Origin of the sequence: Brevundimonas sp. UBA2503, from assembly GCF_002341485.1 — a bacterium.
Taxonomy (GTDB): Bacteria; Pseudomonadota; Alphaproteobacteria; order Caulobacterales; family Caulobacteraceae; genus Brevundimonas; species Brevundimonas halotolerans.
Genome location: NZ_DDOD01000022.1, coordinates 1 through 21,624 on the forward strand (window position 1 = coordinate 1; position 21,624 = coordinate 21,624).

At 67.9% G+C, this 21,624-nt stretch carries 19 protein-coding genes and 1 tRNA gene; 12 read left to right on the forward strand and 8 right to left on the reverse strand.

What is annotated here, in order from left to right:
* Positions 1–278: 278 nt before the first annotated feature.
* Positions 279–1,187, forward strand: coding sequence for an SDR family NAD(P)-dependent oxidoreductase (locus B4K74_RS10330; RefSeq protein WP_286692858.1), 909 nt, complete (start codon positions 279–281; stop codon positions 1,185–1,187).
* Between the two features lie 162 nt (positions 1,188–1,349).
* The gene (locus B4K74_RS10335; RefSeq protein ID WP_286692859.1) at positions 1,350–2,552 is read left to right on the forward strand and encodes an acetyl-CoA C-acyltransferase; all 1,203 of its coding nucleotides are present in this window, start codon (positions 1,350–1,352) and stop codon (positions 2,550–2,552) included.
* Here the strand turns inward: B4K74_RS10335 and B4K74_RS10340 are convergent.
* Genes B4K74_RS10340 through otsB form a run of 3 tightly spaced genes read right to left on the reverse strand, consistent with a single transcriptional unit; the run spans position 2,549 to position 6,554 of the window.
* A complete protein-coding gene (locus B4K74_RS10340) occupies positions 2,549–3,961 on the reverse strand; it encodes an alpha,alpha-trehalose-phosphate synthase (UDP-forming) (RefSeq protein WP_286692860.1) in 1,413 nt (470 codons plus the stop codon). The two genes, B4K74_RS10335 and B4K74_RS10340, sit on opposite strands and share 4 nt — an antisense overlap.
* On the reverse strand, positions 3,958–5,742 hold the full coding sequence (locus tag B4K74_RS10345; RefSeq protein WP_123288073.1) for a glycoside hydrolase family 15 protein: 1,785 nt from the start codon (positions 5,740–5,742) through the stop codon (positions 3,958–3,960). Before B4K74_RS10345 ends, B4K74_RS10340 begins: the two co-directional genes overlap by 4 nt.
* Positions 5,739–6,554, reverse strand: a complete 816-nt coding sequence (gene otsB, locus B4K74_RS10350) for a trehalose-phosphatase (protein ID WP_286692861.1) — start codon at positions 6,552–6,554, stop codon at positions 5,739–5,741. The genes B4K74_RS10345 and otsB overlap by 4 nt, the downstream gene beginning before the upstream one ends.
* A gap of 258 nt (positions 6,555–6,812) precedes the next feature.
* Here otsB and B4K74_RS10355 point away from each other — a divergent pair, with 258 nt between their 5' ends.
* The 5 genes from B4K74_RS10355 to B4K74_RS10375 are packed head-to-tail and all read left to right on the forward strand — an operon-like array spanning position 6,813 to position 11,919.
* A complete protein-coding gene (locus B4K74_RS10355) occupies positions 6,813–7,811 on the forward strand; it encodes a KpsF/GutQ family sugar-phosphate isomerase (RefSeq protein ID WP_286692862.1) in 999 nt (332 codons plus the stop codon).
* 1 nt (position 7,812) lies between these two features.
* The gene (locus B4K74_RS10360; RefSeq protein ID WP_286692863.1) at positions 7,813–9,111 is read left to right on the forward strand and encodes a glycosyltransferase family 4 protein; all 1,299 of its coding nucleotides are present in this window, start codon (positions 7,813–7,815) and stop codon (positions 9,109–9,111) included.
* Positions 9,112–9,115: 4 nt separating this feature from the next.
* Complete coding sequence (locus B4K74_RS10365; protein ID WP_286692864.1) at positions 9,116–10,348, forward strand: glycosyltransferase family 4 protein; 1,233 nt, start codon at positions 9,116–9,118, stop codon at positions 10,346–10,348.
* Between the two features lie 58 nt (positions 10,349–10,406).
* Positions 10,407–11,549: a polysaccharide biosynthesis/export family protein gene (locus B4K74_RS10370; RefSeq protein ID WP_286692865.1), complete on the forward strand. Its 1,143-nt coding sequence runs from the start codon at positions 10,407–10,409 to the stop codon at positions 11,547–11,549.
* Positions 11,542–11,919: a hypothetical protein gene (locus B4K74_RS10375; protein WP_286692866.1), complete on the forward strand. Its 378-nt coding sequence runs from the start codon at positions 11,542–11,544 to the stop codon at positions 11,917–11,919. Before B4K74_RS10370 ends, B4K74_RS10375 begins: the two co-directional genes overlap by 8 nt.
* Here B4K74_RS10375 and yihA read toward each other — a convergent pair.
* Genes yihA through rpmH form a run of 4 tightly spaced genes read right to left on the reverse strand, consistent with a single transcriptional unit; the run spans position 11,909 to position 14,960 of the window.
* Complete coding sequence (yihA, locus tag B4K74_RS10380; RefSeq protein WP_286692867.1) at positions 11,909–12,550, reverse strand: ribosome biogenesis GTP-binding protein YihA/YsxC; 642 nt, start codon at positions 12,548–12,550, stop codon at positions 11,909–11,911. The genes B4K74_RS10375 and yihA overlap by 11 nt on opposite strands.
* A complete protein-coding gene (gene yidC / locus B4K74_RS10385) occupies positions 12,547–14,364 on the reverse strand; it encodes a membrane protein insertase YidC (RefSeq protein ID WP_286692868.1) in 1,818 nt (605 codons plus the stop codon). The genes yihA and yidC overlap by 4 nt, the downstream gene beginning before the upstream one ends.
* A gap of 34 nt (positions 14,365–14,398) precedes the next feature.
* Positions 14,399–14,788 (reverse strand): ribonuclease P protein component, encoded by a 390-nt coding sequence (locus B4K74_RS10390; RefSeq protein ID WP_123288090.1) that lies wholly within the window; start codon positions 14,786–14,788, stop codon positions 14,399–14,401.
* A 37-nt stretch (positions 14,789–14,825) separates the two neighbouring features.
* Entirely contained in the window at positions 14,826–14,960 is a 135-nt protein-coding gene (gene rpmH / locus B4K74_RS10395) for a 50S ribosomal protein L34 (protein ID WP_123288089.1), read from the reverse strand.
* Between the two features lie 137 nt (positions 14,961–15,097).
* Here rpmH and B4K74_RS10400 point away from each other — a divergent pair, with 137 nt between their 5' ends.
* The 4 genes from B4K74_RS10400 to B4K74_RS10415 all read left to right on the forward strand — a co-directional run bounded on the left by B4K74_RS10400 (position 15,098) and on the right by B4K74_RS10415 (position 19,553).
* On the forward strand, positions 15,098–15,934 hold the full coding sequence (locus tag B4K74_RS10400; RefSeq protein WP_241153212.1) for a TVP38/TMEM64 family protein: 837 nt from the start codon (positions 15,098–15,100) through the stop codon (positions 15,932–15,934).
* Positions 15,931–17,415, forward strand: a complete 1,485-nt coding sequence (locus B4K74_RS10405; RefSeq protein WP_286692869.1) for a sensor histidine kinase — start codon at positions 15,931–15,933, stop codon at positions 17,413–17,415. Before B4K74_RS10400 ends, B4K74_RS10405 begins: the two co-directional genes overlap by 4 nt.
* A gap of 70 nt (positions 17,416–17,485) precedes the next feature.
* Positions 17,486–17,875, forward strand: a complete 390-nt coding sequence (locus B4K74_RS10410) for a hypothetical protein (protein WP_286692870.1) — start codon at positions 17,486–17,488, stop codon at positions 17,873–17,875.
* A gap of 103 nt (positions 17,876–17,978) precedes the next feature.
* The gene (locus tag B4K74_RS10415; protein ID WP_286963631.1) at positions 17,979–19,553 is read left to right on the forward strand and encodes a carboxylesterase/lipase family protein; all 1,575 of its coding nucleotides are present in this window, start codon (positions 17,979–17,981) and stop codon (positions 19,551–19,553) included.
* Between the two features lie 57 nt (positions 19,554–19,610).
* Here the strand turns inward: B4K74_RS10415 and B4K74_RS10420 are convergent.
* A tRNA-Arg gene (locus B4K74_RS10420) sits at positions 19,611–19,687 on the reverse strand.
* 181 nt (positions 19,688–19,868) lie between these two features.
* Here B4K74_RS10420 and B4K74_RS10425 point away from each other — a divergent pair.
* Entirely contained in the window at positions 19,869–21,623 is a 1,755-nt protein-coding gene (locus B4K74_RS10425) for a gamma-glutamyltransferase family protein (RefSeq protein WP_286692872.1), read from the forward strand.
* Position 21,624: the final 1 nt, after the last annotated feature.

Here is a 21,624-nt window from a genome sequence, read left to right on the forward strand (position 1 = left end):
GCTCAGCCGAAGCCGCACCTGCGGCGAAAATGCCGGCTGCGGCGACGCTGGCGAGAAGTTTTACCTTCATGCTCATCCCTCTAAATTCTGATCGTCAAACTTGACAGTGTGCCCCTGCTTACACGGGCGGCTCCAAGCATCGAACGGGATTATGCTGTTCGAGTTCCGGAATTGACGCATCGGTGGCGCGACTGTGGCCCGATTTCAACACAAATCCCCATTTCGGGGCGCCAATCTCCTGCTAGGAGAGGCCATTCACCATTAGGGGAGACGCCCGGATGCGGCAGGAACTGGACGGAAGGGTGGCCATCGTCACCGGCGCGGGCGGCGGACTGGGCCGTTGCCATGCCCTGGCGCTGGCTGAACGGGGCGCAAAGGTTGTCATCAATGATCTTGGCGGTGCCCGCGACGGCACCGGCGGATCGCTGACCGCTGCCGAGGACGTGGTCAAGGAAATCGAGACCCTGGGCGGCGAGGCCATGGCCGACGGCGCCTCGGTCACCGACTATGCCGCCGTCGAGGCCATGGTGGCGCGGACCATGGAGCGCTGGGGCCGCGTCGATATTCTGGTCAACAACGCCGGCGTGCTGCGCGACAAGTCTTTTGCCAAGATGGATCTGGACGATTTCCGCTTTGTCGTGGACGTCCACCTGATGGGGGCGGTGAACTGCACCAAGGCTGTGTGGGAGATCATGCGCCTGCAGAACTATGGCCGCATCGTCATGACGACCTCCTCCTCCGGCCTGTACGGCAATTTCGGCCAGTCCAACTATGGTGCCGCCAAGATGGCACTGGTCGGGCTGATGCAAACCCTGTCGATCGAGGGCGCCAAGAACGATATCCGCGTAAACTGTCTGGCGCCCACGGCCCATACCCGTATGACCGAGGATCTGGGCGCGGCCCTGCCGCTGGATCAACTGGGGCCGGAACTGGTGTCGCCGGGGCTGGTGCATCTGGTCAGCGAGGACGCGCCCACCCGCTGTATCCTGGCCGCCGGGGCCGGCGGGTTCGAGCGCGCCTATGTGACCCTGACGCAGGGCATCCGTGCGACCGGCGCCGACGCCCGCGAACAGGTTGCGGCCCGTTTTGGCGATATCTCGGACCGTTCGGACGAGATCGTGCCGGAGATGGGTGCAGCCCAGGGCATGATCGAACTGGGCAAGCTGCAGAAAGCCTTGGGCGCCTGACGGCGCGCGCCTATGTTCGCCGCGCGGCGGCTCACGGCTTGAGGCGCCAAAAGCCTTGTCTTGACGTCGCGGCAGGCGCGTACAGATTTGGAATAACCCGCGCTCAAGCAGCGAGCCTCCGCGAGGCGAGCGATAGCGCCCTACAAAGAAGGAGCATCGCAGATGCGTGAAGCCGTCATCGTCTCGACCGCCCGCACCCCGATCGGTCGCGCCTATCGCGGGGCCTTCAACGACACCCAGGCGCAGCAACTTGGTGCCCATGCGGTGCGCCATGCGGTCGAACGCGCGGGCGTCGATCCCGCCGAGATTGAAGATGTGGTGATGGGCGCGGCCCTGCAGCAGGGCTCGACCTCGACCAATGTCGCGCGTCAGATCGCGCTGGCAGCCGGCCTTCCGGCCAGTGTCGCGGGCATGAGTCTGGACCGGCAGTGCGCCTCGGGCCTGATGGCCATCGCCACGGCGGCCAAACAGGTGATGGTCGACGGCCAGACGGTCGCCGTCGGCGGCGGGCTGGAGAGCATTTCCCTCGTCCAGAACCAGCATATGAACCTGTATCGCTTCAAGGATGAGGCGCTGCTGAAGCAGGCGCCGCACATCTATATGTCAATGCTGGAAACCGCCGAGGTGGTCGCCGACCGCTATGGCATTTCGCGCGAGGCTCAGGACGAGTACGCCCTGCAATCCCAGCAGCGGACTGCGGCGGCCCAGACCGCCGGGCATCTGGATGCCGAGATCGTCCCGATGACCACCACCATGCAGGTGATGGACAAGGCGACCGGCCAGACCTCGTCGAAGGAAGTGACCCTGTCAAAGGACGAGGGCAACCGACCGGAAACCACGCTGGAGGGCCTGTCATCGCTCAAGCCCGTGTTCGGAGGCGGCGAAAAGATCGAAGCGGGCCGCTTCATCACGGCCGGCAACGCCAGCCAGCTGTCGGACGGGGCCTCGGCCTCGGTCCTTATGGAGGCCAGGGACGCGGAAAAGCGCGGCCTGACGCCGCTCGGCCGCTACGTCGGCATGGCCGTGGCCGGCTGCGAGCCGGACGAAATGGGCATCGGGCCGGTGTTTGCCGTGCCGAAGCTGCTGAAGCGCCATGGCCTGACCGTCGATGACATCGGCATCTGGGAGCTGAACGAGGCCTTCGCCGTGCAGGTCCTGTACTGCCGCGACAAACTGGGCATTCCCAATGACCGGCTGAACGTCTCGGGCGGAGCCATCTCCATCGGCCACCCCTACGGTATGTCGGGCGCGCGCATGACGGGCCATGTGCTGATCGAGGGCAGGCGCCGCGGGGCCAAATACGGCGTCGTCACCATGTGCGTCGGCGGCGGCATGGGCGCGGCCGGCCTGTTCGAGATTTACTAGACCTCGGGCACCGGTTTCGCCCCGCCTGTCGGGATCGCTTGCAGGGTTGCGACGAACATGTCGCGCCACAGGGCGACGTCGGAATCGCGCACGACCTGCATCAGGGCCTGCCAGCGGTCCTTACGCTCGGCCAGCGGCATGGCCAGCGCGCGGCTGAGGGCGTCGGAAATTTCCTCGCGGCTGAAGGGATTGATCAGCAGGGCCTCGGTCATCTCCTCGGCGGCCCCGGCAAAGCGCGACAGGATCAGCACGCCCGGGTCTTCGGGGTCCTGTGCCGCGACATATTCCTTGGCGACCAGATTCATGCCGTCGCGCAGGGGCGTCACCAGGCCGACGCGGGCGGCGCGATAGATGCCGGCCAACTGGTCACGCCGGTAGGTGCGGTTCAGATAGCGAACCGGCTGCCAGTCGACATCGCCATAGGTGCCATTGACGTGCCCGGCCAGGCTGTCGAGACGGCTCCGGATGTCCTGATAGGCATCGACGTCGTCGCGGGACAGGGGCGTGACCTGCAACAGGAAGACCTTGCCGCGCTGTTCGGGATTGTCCTTGAGGAACTGCTCATAGCCCAGCAGCCGCTGTTCCAGTCCCTTGGAATAGTCCAGCCGGTCGACCCCGACGATCATCGAGCGAAAGGCCGCCGACGCCGCCATCCGGTCATAGGTGCGGATGCCGAGCGCAGAGTTCCGCGCCTCGACGAAGGCATCGACGTCGATGCCGATCGGAAAGACGCCGGTCTGGACGGTCTTCCCGAAGGCCATCAGGGCATCATTGGGCAGAAGGCGGCCATGGATGCCGGGCTCTGACGCCACATAGTCCCGGAACAGGTCCAGCCACTCGCGGGTGTGAAAGCCCAGTAGGTCAAAGTCGAACAGCGATTCCACCAGCCGCCGGTGATAGGGCAGCGTCACCAGCAGTTGCCGTACCGGCCAGGGCGTGTGCAGGAAGAAGCCGATCCGGTTCTTGATGCCGCGCCGCCTGAGGTCCCGGGCCAGCGGGATCATGTGATAGTCGTGGATCCAGATCAGGTCGTCGGGCTGGATCAGCGGGGCCAGCGCCTCGGCGAACCGGTCATTGGTGCGCTCATAGCCCTCGCCGAACGACCGCTCATAGGCCGACAGGTCCACCCGGTGGTGAAACAGCGGCCACAGGGTCTTGTTGGCATAGCCGTTGTAATATTCGTCGACGTCCTGGGGCTCCAGATCGACGAGGGCGACGGTGACGCCGGCCCGGTCCTCGATCTGGGCCTCGGGTTTCCAGACCGGCGTGGTGTTGCCGGACCAGCCAAACCACAGGCCATCATACTTTCGCAGCGCCGCCGACAGGGCCATGGCCAGCCCGCCGGCCGAGCCCGCCGACGGGTCTGTGGGCGCCGAGACGCGGTTCGAGACGACGATCAGGCGGCTCATCGGACGTCGGTCCACGAACGGCTGAGCAGGATGGCGCAGTTGATAATACCGACCAGGGAATAGGTCTGGGGATAGTTGCCCCACAGCTCTCCGGACTCGACCGCGATATCCTCACTGAGCAGCCCGGCATGGGTTCTGCGGGCCAGCATTTCCTCGAAGATAGCTCGGGCCTCCTCGTCGCGACCGTTCTGATGCAGGGCCTCGATGAACCAGAAGGTGCAGAAGTTGAACGCCGTCTCGGGCTCGCCGAAGTCGTCGGGCTCGACATAGCGGAACAGGAAGGGACCCTTCTTCAGATCGCGCTCGATCACCTCAAAGGTGCGGGCCATGCGCCGGTCGTTGAGGGGCAGGAAGCCGACGTCGGTGAGTTGCAGCAGCGACGCATCCAGTTCTGTGCCGCCGAAGCTGGCGGCGAAATGGCCCTCCCCCTCCAGATAGGCCTCGGCCTCGATCCGTTCACGGATGATACGCGCCTTGTCGGCCCAGTCGGCGGCGCGATCCTTGAGCTTCAGATGAAGCGCGGCCTTGGCCAGCCGGTCGCAGGCCGCCCAGCACATGACGGCGGAATAGGTGTGGACCCGGGCAAAGGTGCGGAACTCCCACAGGCCGGCATCGGGCTGGTCGTGCATCTCAAAGGCGCGCTGGCCGACCCGCTCGAGGGCGTGGAAGTCCTCCAGCGTGCCCGGCCGGATCATCCGCTGGTCGTAGAAGGCCTGCACCAGCGGCAGGACAATCTGTCCGTAGACATCGTGTTGCAGATGCTCGCGCGCCTGATTGCCGACGCGCACCGGCTTCATGCCGCGATAGCCCTCGACCGTCTCCGTGATCCGTTCGTCGATATTCTCTTCCAGGCCGACACCATAAACCGGCTGGACGTGGCCGCCGTCGGCCTGGTCGACCAGGTTGCGGAGATAGACGAGGTAGTTCTCGAGAATGTCGACGGCGCCGAGGCGGTTCAGGGCGCGCACGGTGTAATAGGCGTCGCGGATCCAGCAGTAGCGGTAGTCCCAGTTTCGGCCGCTGCCGGGGAATTCGGGCACGGAGGTGGTCAGGGCCGCGACGATGGCGCCGGTTTCCTCATAGGCGCACAGTTTCAGGGTGATGGCGGCGCGGATCACCGCCTCCTGCCAGTCGAGCGGCAGATAGAGTTTGCGCACCCACTCCTGCCAGTAGGCCACCGTGCGGTCCCGCGCGGCGATCAGTCCCGGGCCCACGTCCTGATCGTAGGCTTCGTCGGGCCCGAAGAAGAAGGCCATCGGCTTTTCGAGCCGGAACACCCGCTCATTGACGATATGGCTGACCGGGCAGTCGGTCGTCAGGCGGAAGGTGGCGCCGGTGCACAGATAGCGGATGTGATTGGATCCGCGGGTGCTGTCCGCCCTCCGCGCGCCCCAATCGGCGGCAGGCCTGAGACGGATGGCGATCCGGGGCGTCCCGGACAGGGGCCGGATCAGCCGGCCAAAGGCCAGCGGACGATAGGTGCGCTGCTGATGCGCATGGCGGGGGCAGAAGTCGATGATCTCGAGGGCCGAACCATCGACCGCATGGAGAATCGTGCGGAGAATCGGTGTGTTGCGCACATAGTCCTGCTCGGCGCTGACCTGGTCTTCCAGCACAATGTCCCAGAAGCCATGCTCCGGATCGCTGCCGTCCATCAGGGCCGAGAACAGCGGGTCGCCGTCGAAGCGGGGCGCACAGGCCCAGACATAGCGCCCCTGACGATCGATCAGGGCACTGACGGCGCAGTTACCGATGGGGGCAAGATCGACGGAGGGCTTCATTGGGCGGCCTCGGACAGTTGCGTCAGCCAGTCGGTCACGGCGCGGGTATCGGCGAGGCCATACCGGGCGGCACTGACCCAGCGGGGATCGACCAGAATACCGAACCCGCCCGCCGCCTCGGCCGCGCGAAAGGCAGCTTCGTCGGTGCGATCGTCGCCGATCATGACGGGACGGGCGCCGGCAAAGGGCGGTTCGGCCAGAAAGGCGGCCAATGCCCGACCCTTGTCCGTGTCGCCCCCTTTCAGCTCGACGACCATATGGCCGGGCTGAAGATGCAGGCCGTGATCCCGGGCAAGCGTTGTCGTGGCGTGGCGGACGTCGGCGGCCCGATCCGGCGCATTGCGGTAGTGGACGGCGACGCCGACCCCTTTGTTCTCGATCTCGACACCGTCGGCGATCTGGGCGCTGAGGGTCTGGGTCAGCCCTTCGACCGCCAGCGCCACATCGGCCTCGGCCCCGCGGCTCTCGACCTGTCCGTCAGCTGCCCTGCGCTCCAGACCATGCACCCCGGCGACCGGGACCACGCGGCCTTCCAGAATGCGGTCGACATCGGCCAGCGCACGCCCGCTGAGCACCGCCACCCGCCCGTCCAACGCCGCGATCAGGGCGTCCAGCAGGCGCGAGCGACGCGGATCAGGGACGACATCCTCGGGCCGGGATTCAATCGGGGCCAGCACACCGTCGAGATCCAGGAACAGGGCCAGCGGCCCCCGGTTCCGGATCAGGGACGCCGGCGCCGGGGGTGGCGCGAGGTCTCGGGGGTCGGTCGGGGCGATCACGGCAGTCATCAGGTCGGGTCGGATCTTTCTCATGGCACGGGGCTACGCCGGAACGGGTGCCCGCAGTCTCGGGAGGGACCATCCAACGGGGGAGGAAGACGGTCGGCTCGGGGTTGCGGTCCTGCTAACGCCCCGCTGCGGCAAAGGTTGTCGCCTAACTGCGGTCAGGTCAAACCGCCGGGCTCAGGGATCTGAGAGGCAGGGTCCGGCATTGTGAAACGAGGCGGGATGCGGCACATCCTGCGGCTTCCTATCCGGCGGGCCGATGACGGCCGATCTGACGCGCGTGACATGACCCAGCCCCCCTTCGATGCCGACACCACCCAGGCCATTACCGATCACGCGCGCCGGGTGATCCGGCTGAACCGCGAGGCGCTGGAAGCGCTGGAGAACGGGCTGGACGACAGCGTGGCGCGCGCCTGTTCCGTGATCCTGTCGCGACCCGGCTATCTGGTGGTGACCGGCATGGGCAAGTCCGGCCACATCGGCGGCAAGCTGGCGGCGACCCTGGCCTCGACCGGCACCAATGCCTTCTTCGTCCACCCGGCCGAGATGAGCCACGGGGACCTGGGCATGCTGCGCGATGACTGCACCCTGCTGGCCATCTCCAATTCGGGCGAGAGCCGCGAGCTGCGCGATCCGCTGATCTTCTGCCAGCGGCGCGGCATTCCGGTGATCGGCATGACCCAGCGGCCGCAGAGCTTCCTCGGCCGCAACAGCGCCGTCCTGCTGCAGCTGCCGCAGGTGGCCGAGGCCTGTCCCAACAATCTGGCGCCGACCACCTCGACCCTGATGACGTTGGCACTGGGCGATGCCCTGGCCATGGTGCTGATGGAGCGGCGCGGGTTCTCGGCCGAGGCCTTTGGCCTGCACCATCCGGGCGGCAAGCTGGGCATGGGCCTGCAGAGTGTGCGCGACTGGATGGGCGACCGCCCACGCAAGGTCGCGACGGTCACGCGCGACACCCCCTTTGCCGAGGTGATCTCGGCCATCACCGAAGGCATGAAGGGCGCCACTGCCGTGGTCGAGGCCGATGGGCGGCTGGCCGGGATCGTCACCGACGGCGATGTGCGCCGCGCCTTTGGCCGCGAGCCGACCTCGCTGAAGGACCTGACCGCCGGCGATCTGATGAGCGCCAGCCCCAAACAGGTGTCGCCCGACGCCCGGATGAGCGACGCGGTCGACATCCTGACCCAGAACCGCATCTCGACCCTGCTGGTGGTCGAGGACGACCGGCCGGTGGCGATTATCCACCTCGCCGAACTGATGCAGGCGGGTTACGTCTCCTGATATGACCCGTGTTTGTATCGACGGCTTCAACATCGGCATGGCCAAGGGCACGGGGATCGCCACCTATGGGCGGAACCTGCTGCGGAACCTGAACGACGCCGGACTGGACACCCAGGTCCTGTACGGCCCCAACGCCGCCATCAACAAGAAGCGGCCGATCCTGAACGAGATCGCCCTGATCGACGCCCATACGCCGCGCGACCGGCCGCTGCGGCGCAAGGTCGAGACGCTGACGGCGCGGCTGGGCAAGACGGCGACGGCCATCGCCCCGAGTGACATGGTCATCTGGCCGTCTCGCGGGGGTGGACGGCCCGTGGCCTCGGCCTACTGGAGTTCGCCCCGGCTGTTTTCGACCGCCAACCGGGCCTTTGCTGCGGACAGGGTGTTCACGCCCCTGAGCTTTCGCTCGCACGAGGCCGTCGCCCGGCCGGATGTGATGCACTGGACGACCGCCCTGCCCTGTCAGGCGCGGGGGGTGCCCAACATCTATACGATCCACGATCTGATCCCGCTGCGTCTGCCGCACACCACGCTGGACAACAAGCGGCTGTTCCTGGGCCTGTGCCGGCAGATCGCGAAAAAGGCCGACCATATTGCGGTGGTGTCCGAGGCGACCAAGCGCGATGTCATCGACATTCTGGGCGTTGAGGAAGACCGGATCAGCGTCACCTGGCAGTCCGTCGGCATCCCGCCCCGCCTGCTGGCCAAGTCCGACGAGACCGTGGCCGCAGAACTGGCCAGCGTCCACCAGCTGGGCTGGAAGGGCTATTACCTCTATTTCGGGGCCATCGAGCCCAAGAAGAATCTGGGCCGGATCGTCGAGGCCTATCTGACCTCGGGTTCGACGCGGCCGCTGGTCGTCGTCGGTGGCCGCGCCTGGCTGGACGAGGACGAGACCGCCCTGATGCACCAGATCCGGCGGACCAAGAAGGCCCGCGAGAAGCGCATCCGCCTGTACGATTTCCTGCCATTCTCGCTGCTGGTCGATCTGATCCGGGGGGCGCGGGGCACCCTGTTCCCGTCGATCTATGAGGGGTTCGGCTTGCCGGTGCTGGAGTCGATGGCGCTGGGCACGCCGGTCGTGACCTCGACCGCCGCCTCCCTGCCCGAGGTTGCCGGCGATGCCGCCCTGATGGCCGATCCCTATGATACTGCGGCCATCGCGGCGCAGATCCGGGCGCTGGACGCCGATGATGATCTGGCCGCCGATCTGTCGGCACGCGGCCGGGTTCAGGCGCAGGTCTTCAGCCCCGAGGCCTATCAGGCACGCCTGAGCGCGCTTTACGCCCGGGTGGCCTGAGGGGATGGCCCGCACCGTCCTGTTTGATGCCGGGCGTCTGTTACAGCGCAGCGGGCGCACGACCCCCACGGGGGTGGACCGCGTCTGTCTGGCCTATGCCGAATGGCTGATGGGCCACCCCGATGTGCGCTTCGTCCCGGTGCGCAGCCGGGGCGATCACCTGACGGCGCTGGACCGGAAATGGTTCGGTGAACTCGCGGCCTCCCTGCGTGAGCGGTGGACCGGTAATGGTGTGGGCGAGGCCGAGCGCACCCTGACCGACCTGCTGGCCCGGCCGCGCGGGGCGCGCTCGCTCTCTGGCCCCGTCAGCCGCGAGCGTGAACCCCGGCGGCAGGCGATGACGCGGCTGTTGATGTCGCGCGCCCTGCCCGAGGTCAGCCGGGGCACATTGTACGTCAATGTCGGCCACAGCGGCCTGACCAGTCCGCGCCTGCTGGCGAAGCTGGCGGAGGACGGGGCCCGGTCGGTGCTGATGGTGCATGACCTGATCCCCATCACCCACCCGGAATACTGCCGGCCGGGCGAGGGCGGACGGCATCGCACGCGGATGCGTCTGGCCCTGAAGCAGGGGTCGGTGCTGGTGGTGAACTCCGACACGACCGCCAAGGTGCTCAAGGCGTTTGCCGAGCGGGAGGGGCTGGCGACACCGACCGTGGTGGTCGCGCATCTGGGGCTGGAGCCGCCGTTCGCGGAGCCCGGCTGGCGGCCCGCCGAGCGCCCGTATTTCGTCCATGTCGGCACGGTCGAGGCGCGCAAGAACCTGACCTTCCTGCTGACCTTGTGGCGGCGTCTGGAAGAGCTGAGAGGGGGCGAGACCCCGGCCCTGGTCCTGATCGGCCGGAATGGCTGGGAGAATGAGTCCGTCATGGACCATCTGGAGCGGTCGCCGCCGCTGCAGGGGCTGGTGCATCAGGCGTCCGAGCTGCCGGACGCGGCCCTGTCGCGGCTGATGCGGGCATCGCGCGGGGTGGTGGCCCCTTCGGCGGTCGAAGGGTTCGATCTGCCCGCAGTCGAGGCCATGGCCATGGGGGTGCCCCTGATCGCCTCGGATATTGCCGCGCACCGCGAACTGGTACCCAAGGCGAAACTGATCGACCCGCTGGACGGTCCCGGCTGGCTGAAGGCGCTGGACCGGGCCGCGCGCGGCGACGGGCAGCCCGCGCCCTACAAGCCGCCCCGCTGGAGCAGCCACTTCCAGATCGTGGCCGAGGCGCTGGGGATGAAGCCCGGTATCTGACCGCGCAGCCGGTCAGGCGCGACTGGCGCACCCTTTGAAACGCCGGTAAGTCAGACGCATGGCCCGACGTCTTGCCCTCCCTGCCCTGTTGTCCGCCCTGGCGCTGGCCGGATGCTCCACCCTGCCGGTCGAGGGGCCGTCGGCGCGTGATGTCAACGGCCATGCGGGCGACCAGAGCTATGCCGTGGTCGAGCTGGACGCCGGCGTCAGCCAGATGCTGAGAGCCGTCCCGGTGGACGCGACCGCGTCGCTGGCCGGGGCCGAGAGCACGGCGCCGCTCGACCGGATCGGGGTCGGCGATACGCTGTCGGTCTCAATCTATGAGCCCAGCGGGGCCCTGTTCGGCGCGCGCGGCGGCGGCGGTACGGTGCAAGGCGCCAGCCAGACCCTGCCCATGGCCGTGGTCGCCGACAGCGGCACCATCCAGATTCCCTTTGCCGGAATCGTCGCGGTCGAGGGCCTGACCGTCGCCGAGGCCGGGTCCGCCGTGCGCCGCGCCCTGATCGGGCGGGTCGGCAATCCGCAGGTCACAGTCGCGCGCGCTGAAGCCCCCTCTACCGGGGTGACGGTGCTGGGCGAGGTGCGCACACCGGGCCGGGTGCCCCTGTCGGTCAGCCGCGACCGGCTGCTGGATGTCATCGCCGCCAGCGGCGGGCCGTCGCGCAGCCCCGAGGAGATCGAGGTGCTGGTCAGCCGCGGCCAGACCACCTGGCGCGCGCCCTATAGCGCCGTCACCACCCGTTTCGACCAGAATGTGCGGCTGGCACCGGGCGACCGGGTCAGCCTGGAATACCGGCCGCGCCGCTACAGCGTCATGGGCGCGCTGGGGGCGGTGTCGCAGGCCGAGATGGGCCCCGGATCGCTGACGCTGGCGGCGGCGCTGGCCCGCGCCGGGGGCCCCAACCCGAATACCGCCGATGCCCGGTCGGTGCTGGTGTTCCGCTTTGAAAGCCCGGCGGTGGCTCGCGCCCTGGGTCTCAGCCAGTCGCCCAGTCCGCGCGGGGTGCCGGTCGTCTATCGGCTCGATCTGTCGGGGGCCTATGGCATGTTCGTCGCCTCGGACTTCGAGATCCGGCCCGACGATCTGGTGTTTGTGCCGCGCGCGGGATCGACCGAACTGCGCGAGTTCTTTGAACTGGTCCAGAGCGTGACGCGGGTGGTCTATGACGTCTCGGTCACCAGCGCTCTCAACCTTGACTGACCGTTCCCCGACCGCGCGGCTGGCGGCGCTGAGGGCGTCGGCTCTGGCGGTCTATCGGGCCCATGACCTGCCGACAAAGGCCGGTTTTTACCGCAAGGGGCCCAAGGCCAGACGCTGGACGCGGCTGGCCGATGATCTGGATGCGGGGGCCCGTTGGGACCTGATCCGGGCCCATGCGCCGGACAGTGGCTGGCGTTTTCTGGAGCGCGATCGGCTGGGCGAGGCGCATGAGGCCGCAGAGGTGCGCGAGGCGGCACGGGTGCTGGTGGCCTGTGCGCGGCTGGAGGCGGCGCTGGAGGGGGCTGAGGGCACGCTGGTCGCGCTGATCGATCTGGCCCTGTCGCTGCCCGCCGGGCCGCTTAAGGCGTAACCTCGGCAGCGGTCATGGCGAAGGCGCGCAGCTCGGCCATGCCGGTGCCCTTTTCCGATGAGGTCAGGGCCACGTGCGGATAGGCGGCCGGGCGTTTGGCGATGGCCTTCAGCGTTTCGGCGACCCGCTTTTCGCCCTCGCCGGACTTCAGCTTGTCGGCCTTGGTCAGCACGATCTGATAGCTGACGGCGGCCAGATCCAGGGCGTCGAGCGCCTCGGTATCGACCGCCTTCAGCCCGTGGCGCGCATCGATCAGCAGATAGACCCGCTTCAGCGTCACCCGCCCGCGGAGGTAGTCGCGGCCGAGGTTCTGGAACCGCTTGACCTCGCCCTTGGACGCCTTGGCCCAGCCATAGCCCGGCAGGTCGACCAGACGCATGCGCCCGTCCAGCTCGAAGAAATTGACCTCGCGCGTGCGGCCCGGCTCGTTCGAGGCGCGGGCCAGACCCTTCATGCCGACCAGGGCATTGATCAGGCTGGACTTGCCGACATTGGAACGGCCGGCGAAGGCGATCTCGGGCCAGTCGGGCGGCGGCAGCTGCTCGATCTTGGCGCAGCCCATGATGAAGGTGGCGGGCCGCGCGAACAGCACCCGCGCGGCCTCCAGCTCTTCCTCGGTGAAGTCGGTCACGCGGCCTTCTTCTTGAGGTAGCGATCGATGAAGCTGTCGATCGGGTTCTCGGCCTTGAAGCGGTGCATGATGATGTACTGCTGGATGATCGACAGGATGTTGTTCCACGCCCAGTAGACCAGCAGGCCGGCCGCGAACGGCGCCATGATGAAGGTGAAGACGAACGGCAGGAAGGCAAAGATCTTGCGCTGCATCGGGTCGGGCGGCGGCGGGTTCATGGCCATCTGCAGCCACATGGTCAGGCCGTAGAAGATCGGCAGGATGCCGAGGCCCAGCGTGCCCACCAGCAGACCCCCCAGCAGGGGCAGGCTGCCCGGATCCCACGGGATCAGGCCGAACAGGTTCCAGATGTTGGACGGATCGCGCGCCGACAGGTCCTGCAGCCAGCCGAAGAAGGGCGCGTGGCGCATCTCGATGGTGACGAACAGCACCTTATAGAGGGCATAGAAGACCGGGATCTGGATCAGGATCGGGATACAGCCCGCCAGCGGATTGATCTTCTCGCGCTGATACAGCGCCATGGTTTCCTGCTGCTGCTTCTGCACGTCGCCTTCGTGCTTCTTCTTGATCTCCTCCATCTTGGGCTGGAGCTTGCGCATCTTCGACATGCTCTCATAGGCCTTGTTGGCCAGCGGGAACATGACCAGCTTGACGACCACGGTCAGGGCCAGGATGGCCAGTCCGAAATTGCCCAGCACGCCATAGAAGAAGTCGACGATCAGGAAGATCGGGCGGGTCAGGAAGAACAGGAAGCCCCAGTCGATCGCATAGATGAAGCGCGGCAGGTCCAGCTGCTCCTCATAGCTCTTGAGGATTTCGTTGCGCTTGGCGCCGGCGAACAGGTGGCGGGTTTCGGTGATCTGACGGCCCGCCCGGATGGTCACGGCCTCGCCCAGCATATTGGCCTGCATGGACGTGACATTGCCCTGCTCGCGGGTGCGGAACTCGGCCTCGATGGACTCGCCCTGATCCGGGATCAGCGCGGCCAGCCAGAATTTGTCGGTGATGCCCAGCCAGCCGCCGGTCGATTCCTTGCGGATCGGAGGCTTCTTGGCCCAGTCCTTGTATTTGTGCTGCTCGGTCGAATAGCCGCCGTTCTCACCAAAGGTGCCGATAGCGCCCTCGTGCGAGATCATTTCGCGGCCCAGCGTCGGCGGCACGCCCTGGCGTTGGACCGAGCCATACGGCGCCAGCGTGATCGGCTGGGCGCTGAAGTTGGCGACCGTGTCGGTGATGGTGAACAGATATTGCTCATCGATCGAGATGACGCGGGTAAAGCGCAGGCCCTGACCATTGTCCCAGGTCAGGGTAACGGGCGTGGCGGGCGTCAGGGTTTCGCCCGACGTCAGCCGCCAGGGCGTGTTCAGCCCGGGAACGCCGCCGGCGACGTTGGTGCCCAACCAGCCGAACTGGGCGAAATAGGCATATTCCATGCCCTGCGGCCGGAACAGCTCGACCGGCTGGTCCGAGCCCAGCGTCTGGTCATAGCCCAGCAGGAACAGGTCATCGATCTTGCCGCCTTCCAGCGACAGGGAGCCCTTCAGCGTATCGGTCTCGATGGCCACGCGGCTGGCGCCGGCAAGGGCCGCCTGGCGGTCGGTGATGAAGACGGGCGGGTTGGCCGGGATGTCGCCGGAGTCGGTCGGCAGGGCGACGCCCGGCTGGCTCTGCTCTGCCACGGTTTCGCGCTGGGCATCCAAGGCCGCCTTGCGCTGATCCGCCTGGGGCTGGAGCACAAAGGCCTGATAGGCGAACAGGAAAATCACCGTGACCACGATGAAGATGATCGTGTTCCGATTGTTGTCGAGGTTCATGGATCGGCAGTCCTGGCCTGGTCTGGCGGAGAATTCAGGGCGCAGGCGAGGCCGAAGGCCCGACGGGCGCATCCGGCCGCGGCGGGCGCGGGGTCGCGAGCCTTGTAAGGGCCCATTTCACATCGTCAAGCAAACGTGGCCATGCACGGTCCACCGTGCCCATGCGCGCAATCAGCACATAGTCGGATCCAGGCCGTCCCAGTTCGGGGATCAAAAGGCGCGCCGCCTCGCGCAGACGGCGTTTCGCGCGGTTGCGGATCACGGCCCCGCCGACCTTGCGCGTCGCCGTAAAGCCCACACCGATCAGCGGGTCGCCGTCGCCCCGGTCGCGTCTCTGGACCACGACACCGCCCCGGGCTTCAGACATGCCTTTCGCGGCCGCCAGAAACTGGGGCCGCGAAGTAAGGCGTTCAATGCGGGTCATGGCCACATGGTCTCTCCGGACGGAGAGACCCGACGCATCAGGCGGTCAGGCGCTTACGGCCCTTGGCGCGACGGCGCTGAACGATCTTCTGACCGTTCTTCGTGGCCATCCGCGAACGGAAACCGTGACGGCGCTTGCGTACGAGTCGCGACGGCTGATAGGTCCGCTTCACGGTCGGCTCCATATATCTAGCAGTGACGCGGCAGACTTGATGGCGTCCACCGCAGGAGGGCGGGCGTATAAGACCCCGGGGCGCGGGTGTCAACGCCGTCGGCGTGCTACCGGGCCCCAGAAAGAGACCGTGGAGCCATGACTGAGCCCCGAATTCCTGCTGATCCCGAGGCCGTGCCGGGGATGGATTCCGCCCTTCCACCGGTGGCCGAGGCGGCGGTGAGCAGTCACACACCCCGCTCGGCTCGCGACTGGGCCCTGCGCCTGTCGCCCATCCTGGCGCTGGCGGCGCTGGTCATTCTGGCCTTTGCCATGGGCTGGAACAAGTATCTGTCGATGGAGATGCTGCGCGAGCACGGGCTGAATCTTCAGGCCTTTGCCGCCGAGCAATTCCTGCTGGCGCTGATCATCTTCATCGCCGTCTATGCCCTGGCCACCGCCAGCACCATTCCGGGCCCGGTGTTCCTGACGCTGCTGGGGGGCATGATGTTCGGGCCGCTGGTCGGGGCGCTGGCCCAGGCCACCGGGGCGACGCTGGGCTCGATCGCCATCTATATGCTGTACCGCAGCGCCATCGGCACCTGGCTGCGCGCCAAATTCGAGGCGGATGCAGGCATGATGCACAAGATCGCCACCGGCATCGACCGCAATGCCTTTGTCACCCTGTTGACCCTGCGCCTGATCCCCAGTGTGCCGTTCGTGCTGATCAATGCCACGGCCGGCATGGTCGCCGCCCCGCTGCGCCCCTATATCGCTGCGACCTTTCTGGGCCTGTTGCCCTCGACCTACATCTACACCTGGATCGGATCGGGGCTGGGCGACCTGTTGCAGCAGGGGGTTCAGCCGGACCTGAACATGCTGGTCTCGAAATTCTTCTGGCCTCTGATGGGGGTGGCCTTTCTGTCGATCCTCCTGCCGCTGATGATCAAGGGCGGTCAGGCGTGGTACAAGCGTCGCCAGAAGAGGATGGCATGACGGCGACCGCGGACCGGGTCTATCGCTGGGCGGTGAAGCCCCTGACGGCCCTGAAGGCGCGCGCCGATGCGCCTGTCGCGGCACGACCGGAGCCCCGGGTCATCTCGGGGCTTGCCTTCCGCCTGCTGCTGCTGACCGTGATATTCACCTTCGCCGTCGGCGCCCTGATCATCGTACCCAATGCCGCGAGTTTTCACGAGCGCTGGCTGCGCGACCGGCTGCAGGCGGCCGAGCTGGCCTCCACGGCCGTCGAGGCCCTGCCCTACAGTATGGTCGATGATGAGGTGGCCGAACAGTTGATGACCATCGGCGGCGTCCAGGCCGTGGTGGTCGGCGATCAGGGGGTACGCCGCCTGTTGCTGCAGGCACCCAATCTGCCACGCACGCCCGATGTCATCGACCTGAGAGGGCGGGGCACCTGGGCGCGGGTGGTCGAGCCCTGGCGGACCCTGTTCGGACACCCTGACCGCTCGATCCGGGTGCAGGCCCGGCCGCGCTATCGCTCGGGCGACTATGTGGAAATCCTGGCCCCCGCCGAACCGCTGAAGCAGGAGCTGCGCGCCACCCTGGTCAACAGTCTGATCACCGCCGTGCTGGTCGCGGGGCTGGCAGGTCTGATGCTGTATGCGGCGCTGGCGGTGCTGGTGCTGCGGCCGCTGAACCGGGTGACCCGTTCGATCGAGCGCTTTGCCGGCGACCCCGAGTCCGACCCCGAGACCCCGTCCGACCGCCGCGACGAAATCGGTCAGGTCGAGCGCGAACTGGCCCGTATGCAGGGCGAGGTGCGGCTGGCGCTGCGGTCCCGCGCTCGTCTGGCGGCGCTCGGCGAGGCGGTGGCCAAGATCAACCACGACCTCAGAAACATGCTGAGCGCCGCCCAGATCGCCTCGGACCGGATGGCCGATTCCGCCGATCCGGCGGTGGCGCGGGCCTTGCCCCGTCTCGAGCGGGCGCTGGGCCGGGCCACGGCCCTGACCCGTAATGTGCTGGACTATGGCAAGACCGAAGAGCCCGAGCCGCAACTGCGCCGCGTGCCTCTGGGGCCCGCCGTCACCGCCGCCGCCCAGGATGCCGGGCTGGAGCACAGCGACATCAAACTGGTCCGCGCCCTGCCCGCGCGGCTGGCCGTGACCGCCGACCCGGACCAGCTGCACCGCATCCTCGTCAATCTGATGCGGAATGCCCGCCAGGCCCTGAGCGACACGCCCGAGGCCGTCAGCGGTACCCGCCCGCCGCGCCTGAAGGTCGCCGCCGAAGCCCGGGGCACCCGTGTCCACATCCGGCTGGAAGACAATGGCCCGGGCATCCCCCCGCGCGTCGAGGAGCGGCTGTTCCAGGCCTTTGTCACGGGCGCCGGGCGGGAGGGGTCGGGTCTGGGACTGACCATTTCGCGTGAGCTGGCCGAGGCCCAGGGCGGGACGCTGCGGCTGGTGTCGACCGGACCGCAGGGCACGGTTTTCGAACTGGTGCTGAACGCCTGAGCCTCCATGAGGAAACTTTCACAGGCTTGACCGTTTCCGATGGCGTATGAGTGTTCCTTCGGAGGACCCTATGATTACGCTTGTGACCCTTTCTGCCGTCCTGATGCTGGGCAACCCCGTTCTGCAAGACCCCGCTCGCCCGCCGGCGCAGGACCCCGTCGCCGAACAGGATACGGGCAATGACGAAACCCAACGTCTGAATGCCCGGGTGCTGACCCAGCTTGAGGGCGCCGACGCCATCGAGGCCCAGGGCCGCGCCGCCTATGAAGCGGCCGTCGCTGAACGCGCGGCGCGGATTGCCGAAATCGAGGCCGAGGCCGCGCGCGAACGGGCCGCCTATGAGACCCGCATGGCCGAATACCGCGCCGAGGTGGCCGCAGCCGAAGCCCGCCAGGCCCGCTGGCGCGATCAGGTCGCGGCCTGCGAACGCGGAAACCGGGCCGCCTGCGCGGGTAACTGACGACAGATCGATTGCTGCCCCCGTATTGATGCCCTCGTGTAGCCGTGACAGCCTCCGTCTCCGGACGGTGGGGGGATACAACATGGCACAGCGGGGCGGACCCTTGACCTCGCGTCGGGGCGTGCTGATCGGCGCAGGCCTCGCCGCCTCGCTGCCCGGCTTGGCCATCGGTCGTGATCGGGGGCCTCCGCGCGCGCAAACTCGCCATGGCCCGGTGCAAGGATTTGTGGATGACGGCGCACGCGCCTTCCTCGGCATCCCCTACGGCGCCGATACCGGCCCCCGGCGGTTCGCCCCGCCGGTCCCGCCCGCGCCCTGGACCACACCGTTCGAGGCCACCGCCTATGGCCCCCCTGCCCCCCAGCGGGCCGAGGCCGGGGCGACCTCTGAGGACTGCCTGCGCCTGAATGTCTGGACGCCGGCCCGCGTCGAGCAACCGCGCCCGGTCGTCGTCTATATCCACGGCGGCGCCTATGCGACCGGCTCTGGCTCCAGCCCCCTCACGAGCGGCGCGCGGCTGGCGCGGCGGCAGGGTCTGGTGGCGGTGACGCTGAACCACCGGCTGAACGCGCTGGGATATGGCTATCTGGCGCGTCTGGCGGAGGCCCACGGCACGCCAGGCTTTGAGGACAGCGGCAATCTGGGCCAGCTGGATCTGGTGCTGGCGCTGGAATGGGTGCGCGACAGTATCGCGGCCTTTGGCGGAGACCCGTCACGCGTGACCCTGATCGGGCAGTCCGGCGGCGGGGCCAAGATCGCCACCCTGATGGCCATGCCGCAGGCGCGGGGCCTGTTCCACCGGGTCATGACCATGAGCGGCCAGCAGGTCACCGCCTCGGGCCCACTGAACGCCACCCGCCGGGCCGAGGTCTGGCTGGACGCGCTGGGCCTCGCGCCCGGCCAGATCGGCCAGCTGCGCACCCTGCCGGTCGAGCGCCTTATCGAGGCGACCCGGGCCGAGGATCCGATCCTGGGCGGCAGTCTTTATTTCGGGCCGGTGCTGGATGACCGGGTGCTGACCCGGCATCCCTTCTATCCCGACGCGCCCGCCCTGTCGGCCGACATTCCCATGATCATCGGCAATACCCGCGAGGAGACGCTGGCGTTTCTGGGCAATGACCCGGCCAATCGCGACCTGACGTGGGACAGCCTGCCCGCGCGGCTGACGCCCTCGCAGATGCGCATCGATGTGGCGCCGGAACAGGTGATCGCCTTTTACCGCGACCTCTATCCGCAGATGTCGCCGGATGAGGTGCTGATCCGGGCCACCACCGCTGGCCGGTCCTGGCGCGCCGCGGTGATCGAGGCCGAGGAACGCGCGCGGCAGGGCAGCCCGGCCCGGGTCTATCAGCTGGACTGGCCCGCCCGCCTGCCGGATGGCCGGAGCGGGGCCTTTCACACATCGGACATTCCGTTGGTGTTCGACACCCTGGCCGCCGAGGAATCGGGCGTCATCGGGCCACAGGCACAGGACATGGCCGACCGGATGAGCGGCTTCGTCGCCCGCTATGCCGCGACCGGCGATCCCAATGGCGCCGGCCTGCCGGACTGGACGCCGTATTCGCTGGCGCGCCGCGAGACCCTGATCCTGGACCGGCCGCCCCGGATGGAGAACGACCCCCGCGGCACCGAACGCGCCTGGTTCGGCCGCATCCCCTACATCCAGCCGGGGACCTAGGCGCGCGCCAGCCAGCTCGGGACCGTGGAGCGGTTCAACACAGTGATTGAAGGAAAATGGCGCACCCGGAGCGATTCGAACGCCCGACCCCCAGATTCGTAGTCTGGTGCTCTATCCAGCTGAGCTACGGGTGCGGATCTGACCCTTGCGGGGCAGGGGCGGTTCTCTAGCCCCTCGGTTTCATCGGCGCAAGACCTGTGAGCCCCTGAAACGCCGAGAATCTGACCGGCGGGCAAGTCATCGTCGAACGGCGGGCCAAAATGGGCTAGGCCGGATCGAACTCCCCGCAATGTCGCAACGGACCTGTCCCTGTTCATGCCTGTGTCGAACCTCCTGCGCCCCCTGTTTGCCGTCGCCCTGCCTGGCCTACTGCTGCTCGGGGTCGCCTGTGCGATGCAGCCGGAGGCCCGCCCGGTCGACGCGGCGCCACCGGTCGCACACGAGGTGCCAATGGCGGTCGGCCCCTTTGTCTCGGCGGCTAATCCGCATGCGGTGGCGGCCGGTATGGCGGTGCTGGACCGGGGCGGCACGGCGGCCGATGCGGCGGTGGCGGTGCAGGCGGTTCTGGGCCTGGTCGAGCCGCAGTCGTCGGGGTTGGGCGGCGGCGCCTTCATGATGTGGTTCGACGCCGAAAGCGGAGCGGTCACCGTCTATGACGGGCGCGAGACCGCCCCTGCTGCGGCCACGCCCGAGTTGTTCTGGCAGGACGGCAAGCCGCTGGGCTTTGCCGACGCCGTCATGTCGGGGCGCTCGACCGGCGTGCCGGGGGCGGTGGCCATGCTGGGTCTGGCGCACGAGCGGCACGGCCGGCTGTCCTGGGCGGATCTGTTCGGCGAGGCCGAGCGGCTGGCCGAGGACGGGTTCGAGATCAGCCCCCGGCTGGGCGGCTTCATCGCCTCGACGCGCGGACAGGCCCGCAGCGACTGGGCCAATGCCTATTTCACCGGGGCCGACGGACAGCGTGTGCAGACGGGCGATGTGCTGACCAATCCGGCCTATGCCGAAACGGTGCGCGTGCTGGCTGCCGACGGGCCGCGCGCCCTCTACGAAGGTCCGATCGCCGAGGGGATTGTCGAAACGGTCGCCGAAGCCCCGCGCCCCGGGGCCCTGACGCTGGAGGACATGGCCGGCTATCAGCCGAAGGTGCGCGAGGCCCTGTGCCGTCCCTACCGGATCTATGTGGTCTGTGTGCCGCCGCCGCCGTCCAGCGGGGTGTCCCTGCTGCAGCTGCTGGCCATGGCCGAGCATGTGCCGGACGTATCAGCCGGCCCGGACGACGCAGGCGCCTGGGTCGCCTTCGCCCGGCTGCAGCGGCTGATGTACGCTGACCGGGATCGCTATGTGGCCGATGCGGATTTCGTCTATGTGCCGGTCGCGGGCCTGCTGGACCCGGGCTATGTCGCCGAACGCGCCGCCCTGGTACCCGGCCTGACCGGCGCGGCGGAGGCCGGCAACCCGCCCGGCATCGTCGCGGTCGGCACTGACGCCACGACCGAGCCCGCTGGAACCTCGCACTTCTTCATCGTCGACCAGTGGGGCAATGCCGTCAGCATGACGACCACGGTCGAGAGCGTGTTCGGCTCGGGCCGGATGAGCGGCGGCTTTTTCCTGAACAACCAGCTGACCGATTTCTCTTTCGAGCCCGTCGATGATCTGGGGCGCCCGGTGGCCAATGCCGTGGCGGGCGGCAAGCGGCCGCGGTCCTCAATGTCGCCGGTGCTGATTTTCGACCGCGAGGGGCGGCTGGTCGGGGGGCTGGGCTCACCTGGCGGGTCGTCGATCCTGGCCTATAATGCCAAGGCGCTGATCGGGACCCTCGACTGGGGCCTGGGCGTGCAGGACGCCTTTGACCTGCCCAATCTGGTGGCGCGCGGGACGGGGCTGGGGGCGGACACCGAGCGGTTCTCGCCCGAGCTTCAGGCGGCCTTGATGGAGCGGGACCTGCGATTGCGGTCCAACGCCAGCGAGAATTCGGGGCTGCACGGCGGCCTGTGGCGTCTGGGGCCGGACGGCTGGGCCTGGGACGGCGGGGCCGACGATCGCCGCGAGGGCGTGGTCGCAACCCGCTAGA

Excerpts from the sequence above, each read along its gene's own strand:
- B4K74_RS10365 (WP_286692864.1), top strand. The coding sequence starts at position 9,116 with ATGGCCCGCACCGTCCTGTTTGATGCCGGGCGTCTGTTACAGCGCAGC.
- B4K74_RS10335 (WP_286692859.1), top strand. The coding sequence starts at position 1,350 with ATGCGTGAAGCCGTCATCGTCTCGACCGCCCGCACCCCGATCGGTCGC.
- yidC (WP_286692868.1), bottom strand. The coding sequence starts at position 14,364 with ATGAACCTCGACAACAATCGGAACACGATCATCTTCATCGTGGTCACG.
- B4K74_RS10360 (WP_286692863.1), top strand. The coding sequence starts at position 7,813 with ATGACCCGTGTTTGTATCGACGGCTTCAACATCGGCATGGCCAAGGGC.
- B4K74_RS10370 (WP_286692865.1), top strand. The coding sequence starts at position 10,407 with ATGGCCCGACGTCTTGCCCTCCCTGCCCTGTTGTCCGCCCTGGCGCTG.
- B4K74_RS10330 (WP_286692858.1), top strand. The coding sequence starts at position 279 with ATGCGGCAGGAACTGGACGGAAGGGTGGCCATCGTCACCGGCGCGGGC.
- B4K74_RS10400 (WP_241153212.1), top strand. The coding sequence starts at position 15,098 with ATGACTGAGCCCCGAATTCCTGCTGATCCCGAGGCCGTGCCGGGGATG.
- B4K74_RS10340 (WP_286692860.1), bottom strand. The coding sequence starts at position 3,961 with ATGAGCCGCCTGATCGTCGTCTCGAACCGCGTCTCGGCGCCCACAGAC.
- B4K74_RS10355 (WP_286692862.1), top strand. The coding sequence starts at position 6,813 with ATGACCCAGCCCCCCTTCGATGCCGACACCACCCAGGCCATTACCGAT.
- otsB (WP_286692861.1), bottom strand. The coding sequence starts at position 6,554 with ATGAGAAAGATCCGACCCGACCTGATGACTGCCGTGATCGCCCCGACC.
- B4K74_RS10405 (WP_286692869.1), top strand. The coding sequence starts at position 15,931 with ATGACGGCGACCGCGGACCGGGTCTATCGCTGGGCGGTGAAGCCCCTG.
- B4K74_RS10425 (WP_286692872.1), top strand. The coding sequence starts at position 19,869 with ATGCCTGTGTCGAACCTCCTGCGCCCCCTGTTTGCCGTCGCCCTGCCT.
- B4K74_RS10390 (WP_123288090.1), bottom strand. The coding sequence starts at position 14,788 with ATGACCCGCATTGAACGCCTTACTTCGCGGCCCCAGTTTCTGGCGGCC.
- B4K74_RS10410 (WP_286692870.1), top strand. The coding sequence starts at position 17,486 with ATGATTACGCTTGTGACCCTTTCTGCCGTCCTGATGCTGGGCAACCCC.
- B4K74_RS10345 (WP_123288073.1), bottom strand. The coding sequence starts at position 5,742 with ATGAAGCCCTCCGTCGATCTTGCCCCCATCGGTAACTGCGCCGTCAGT.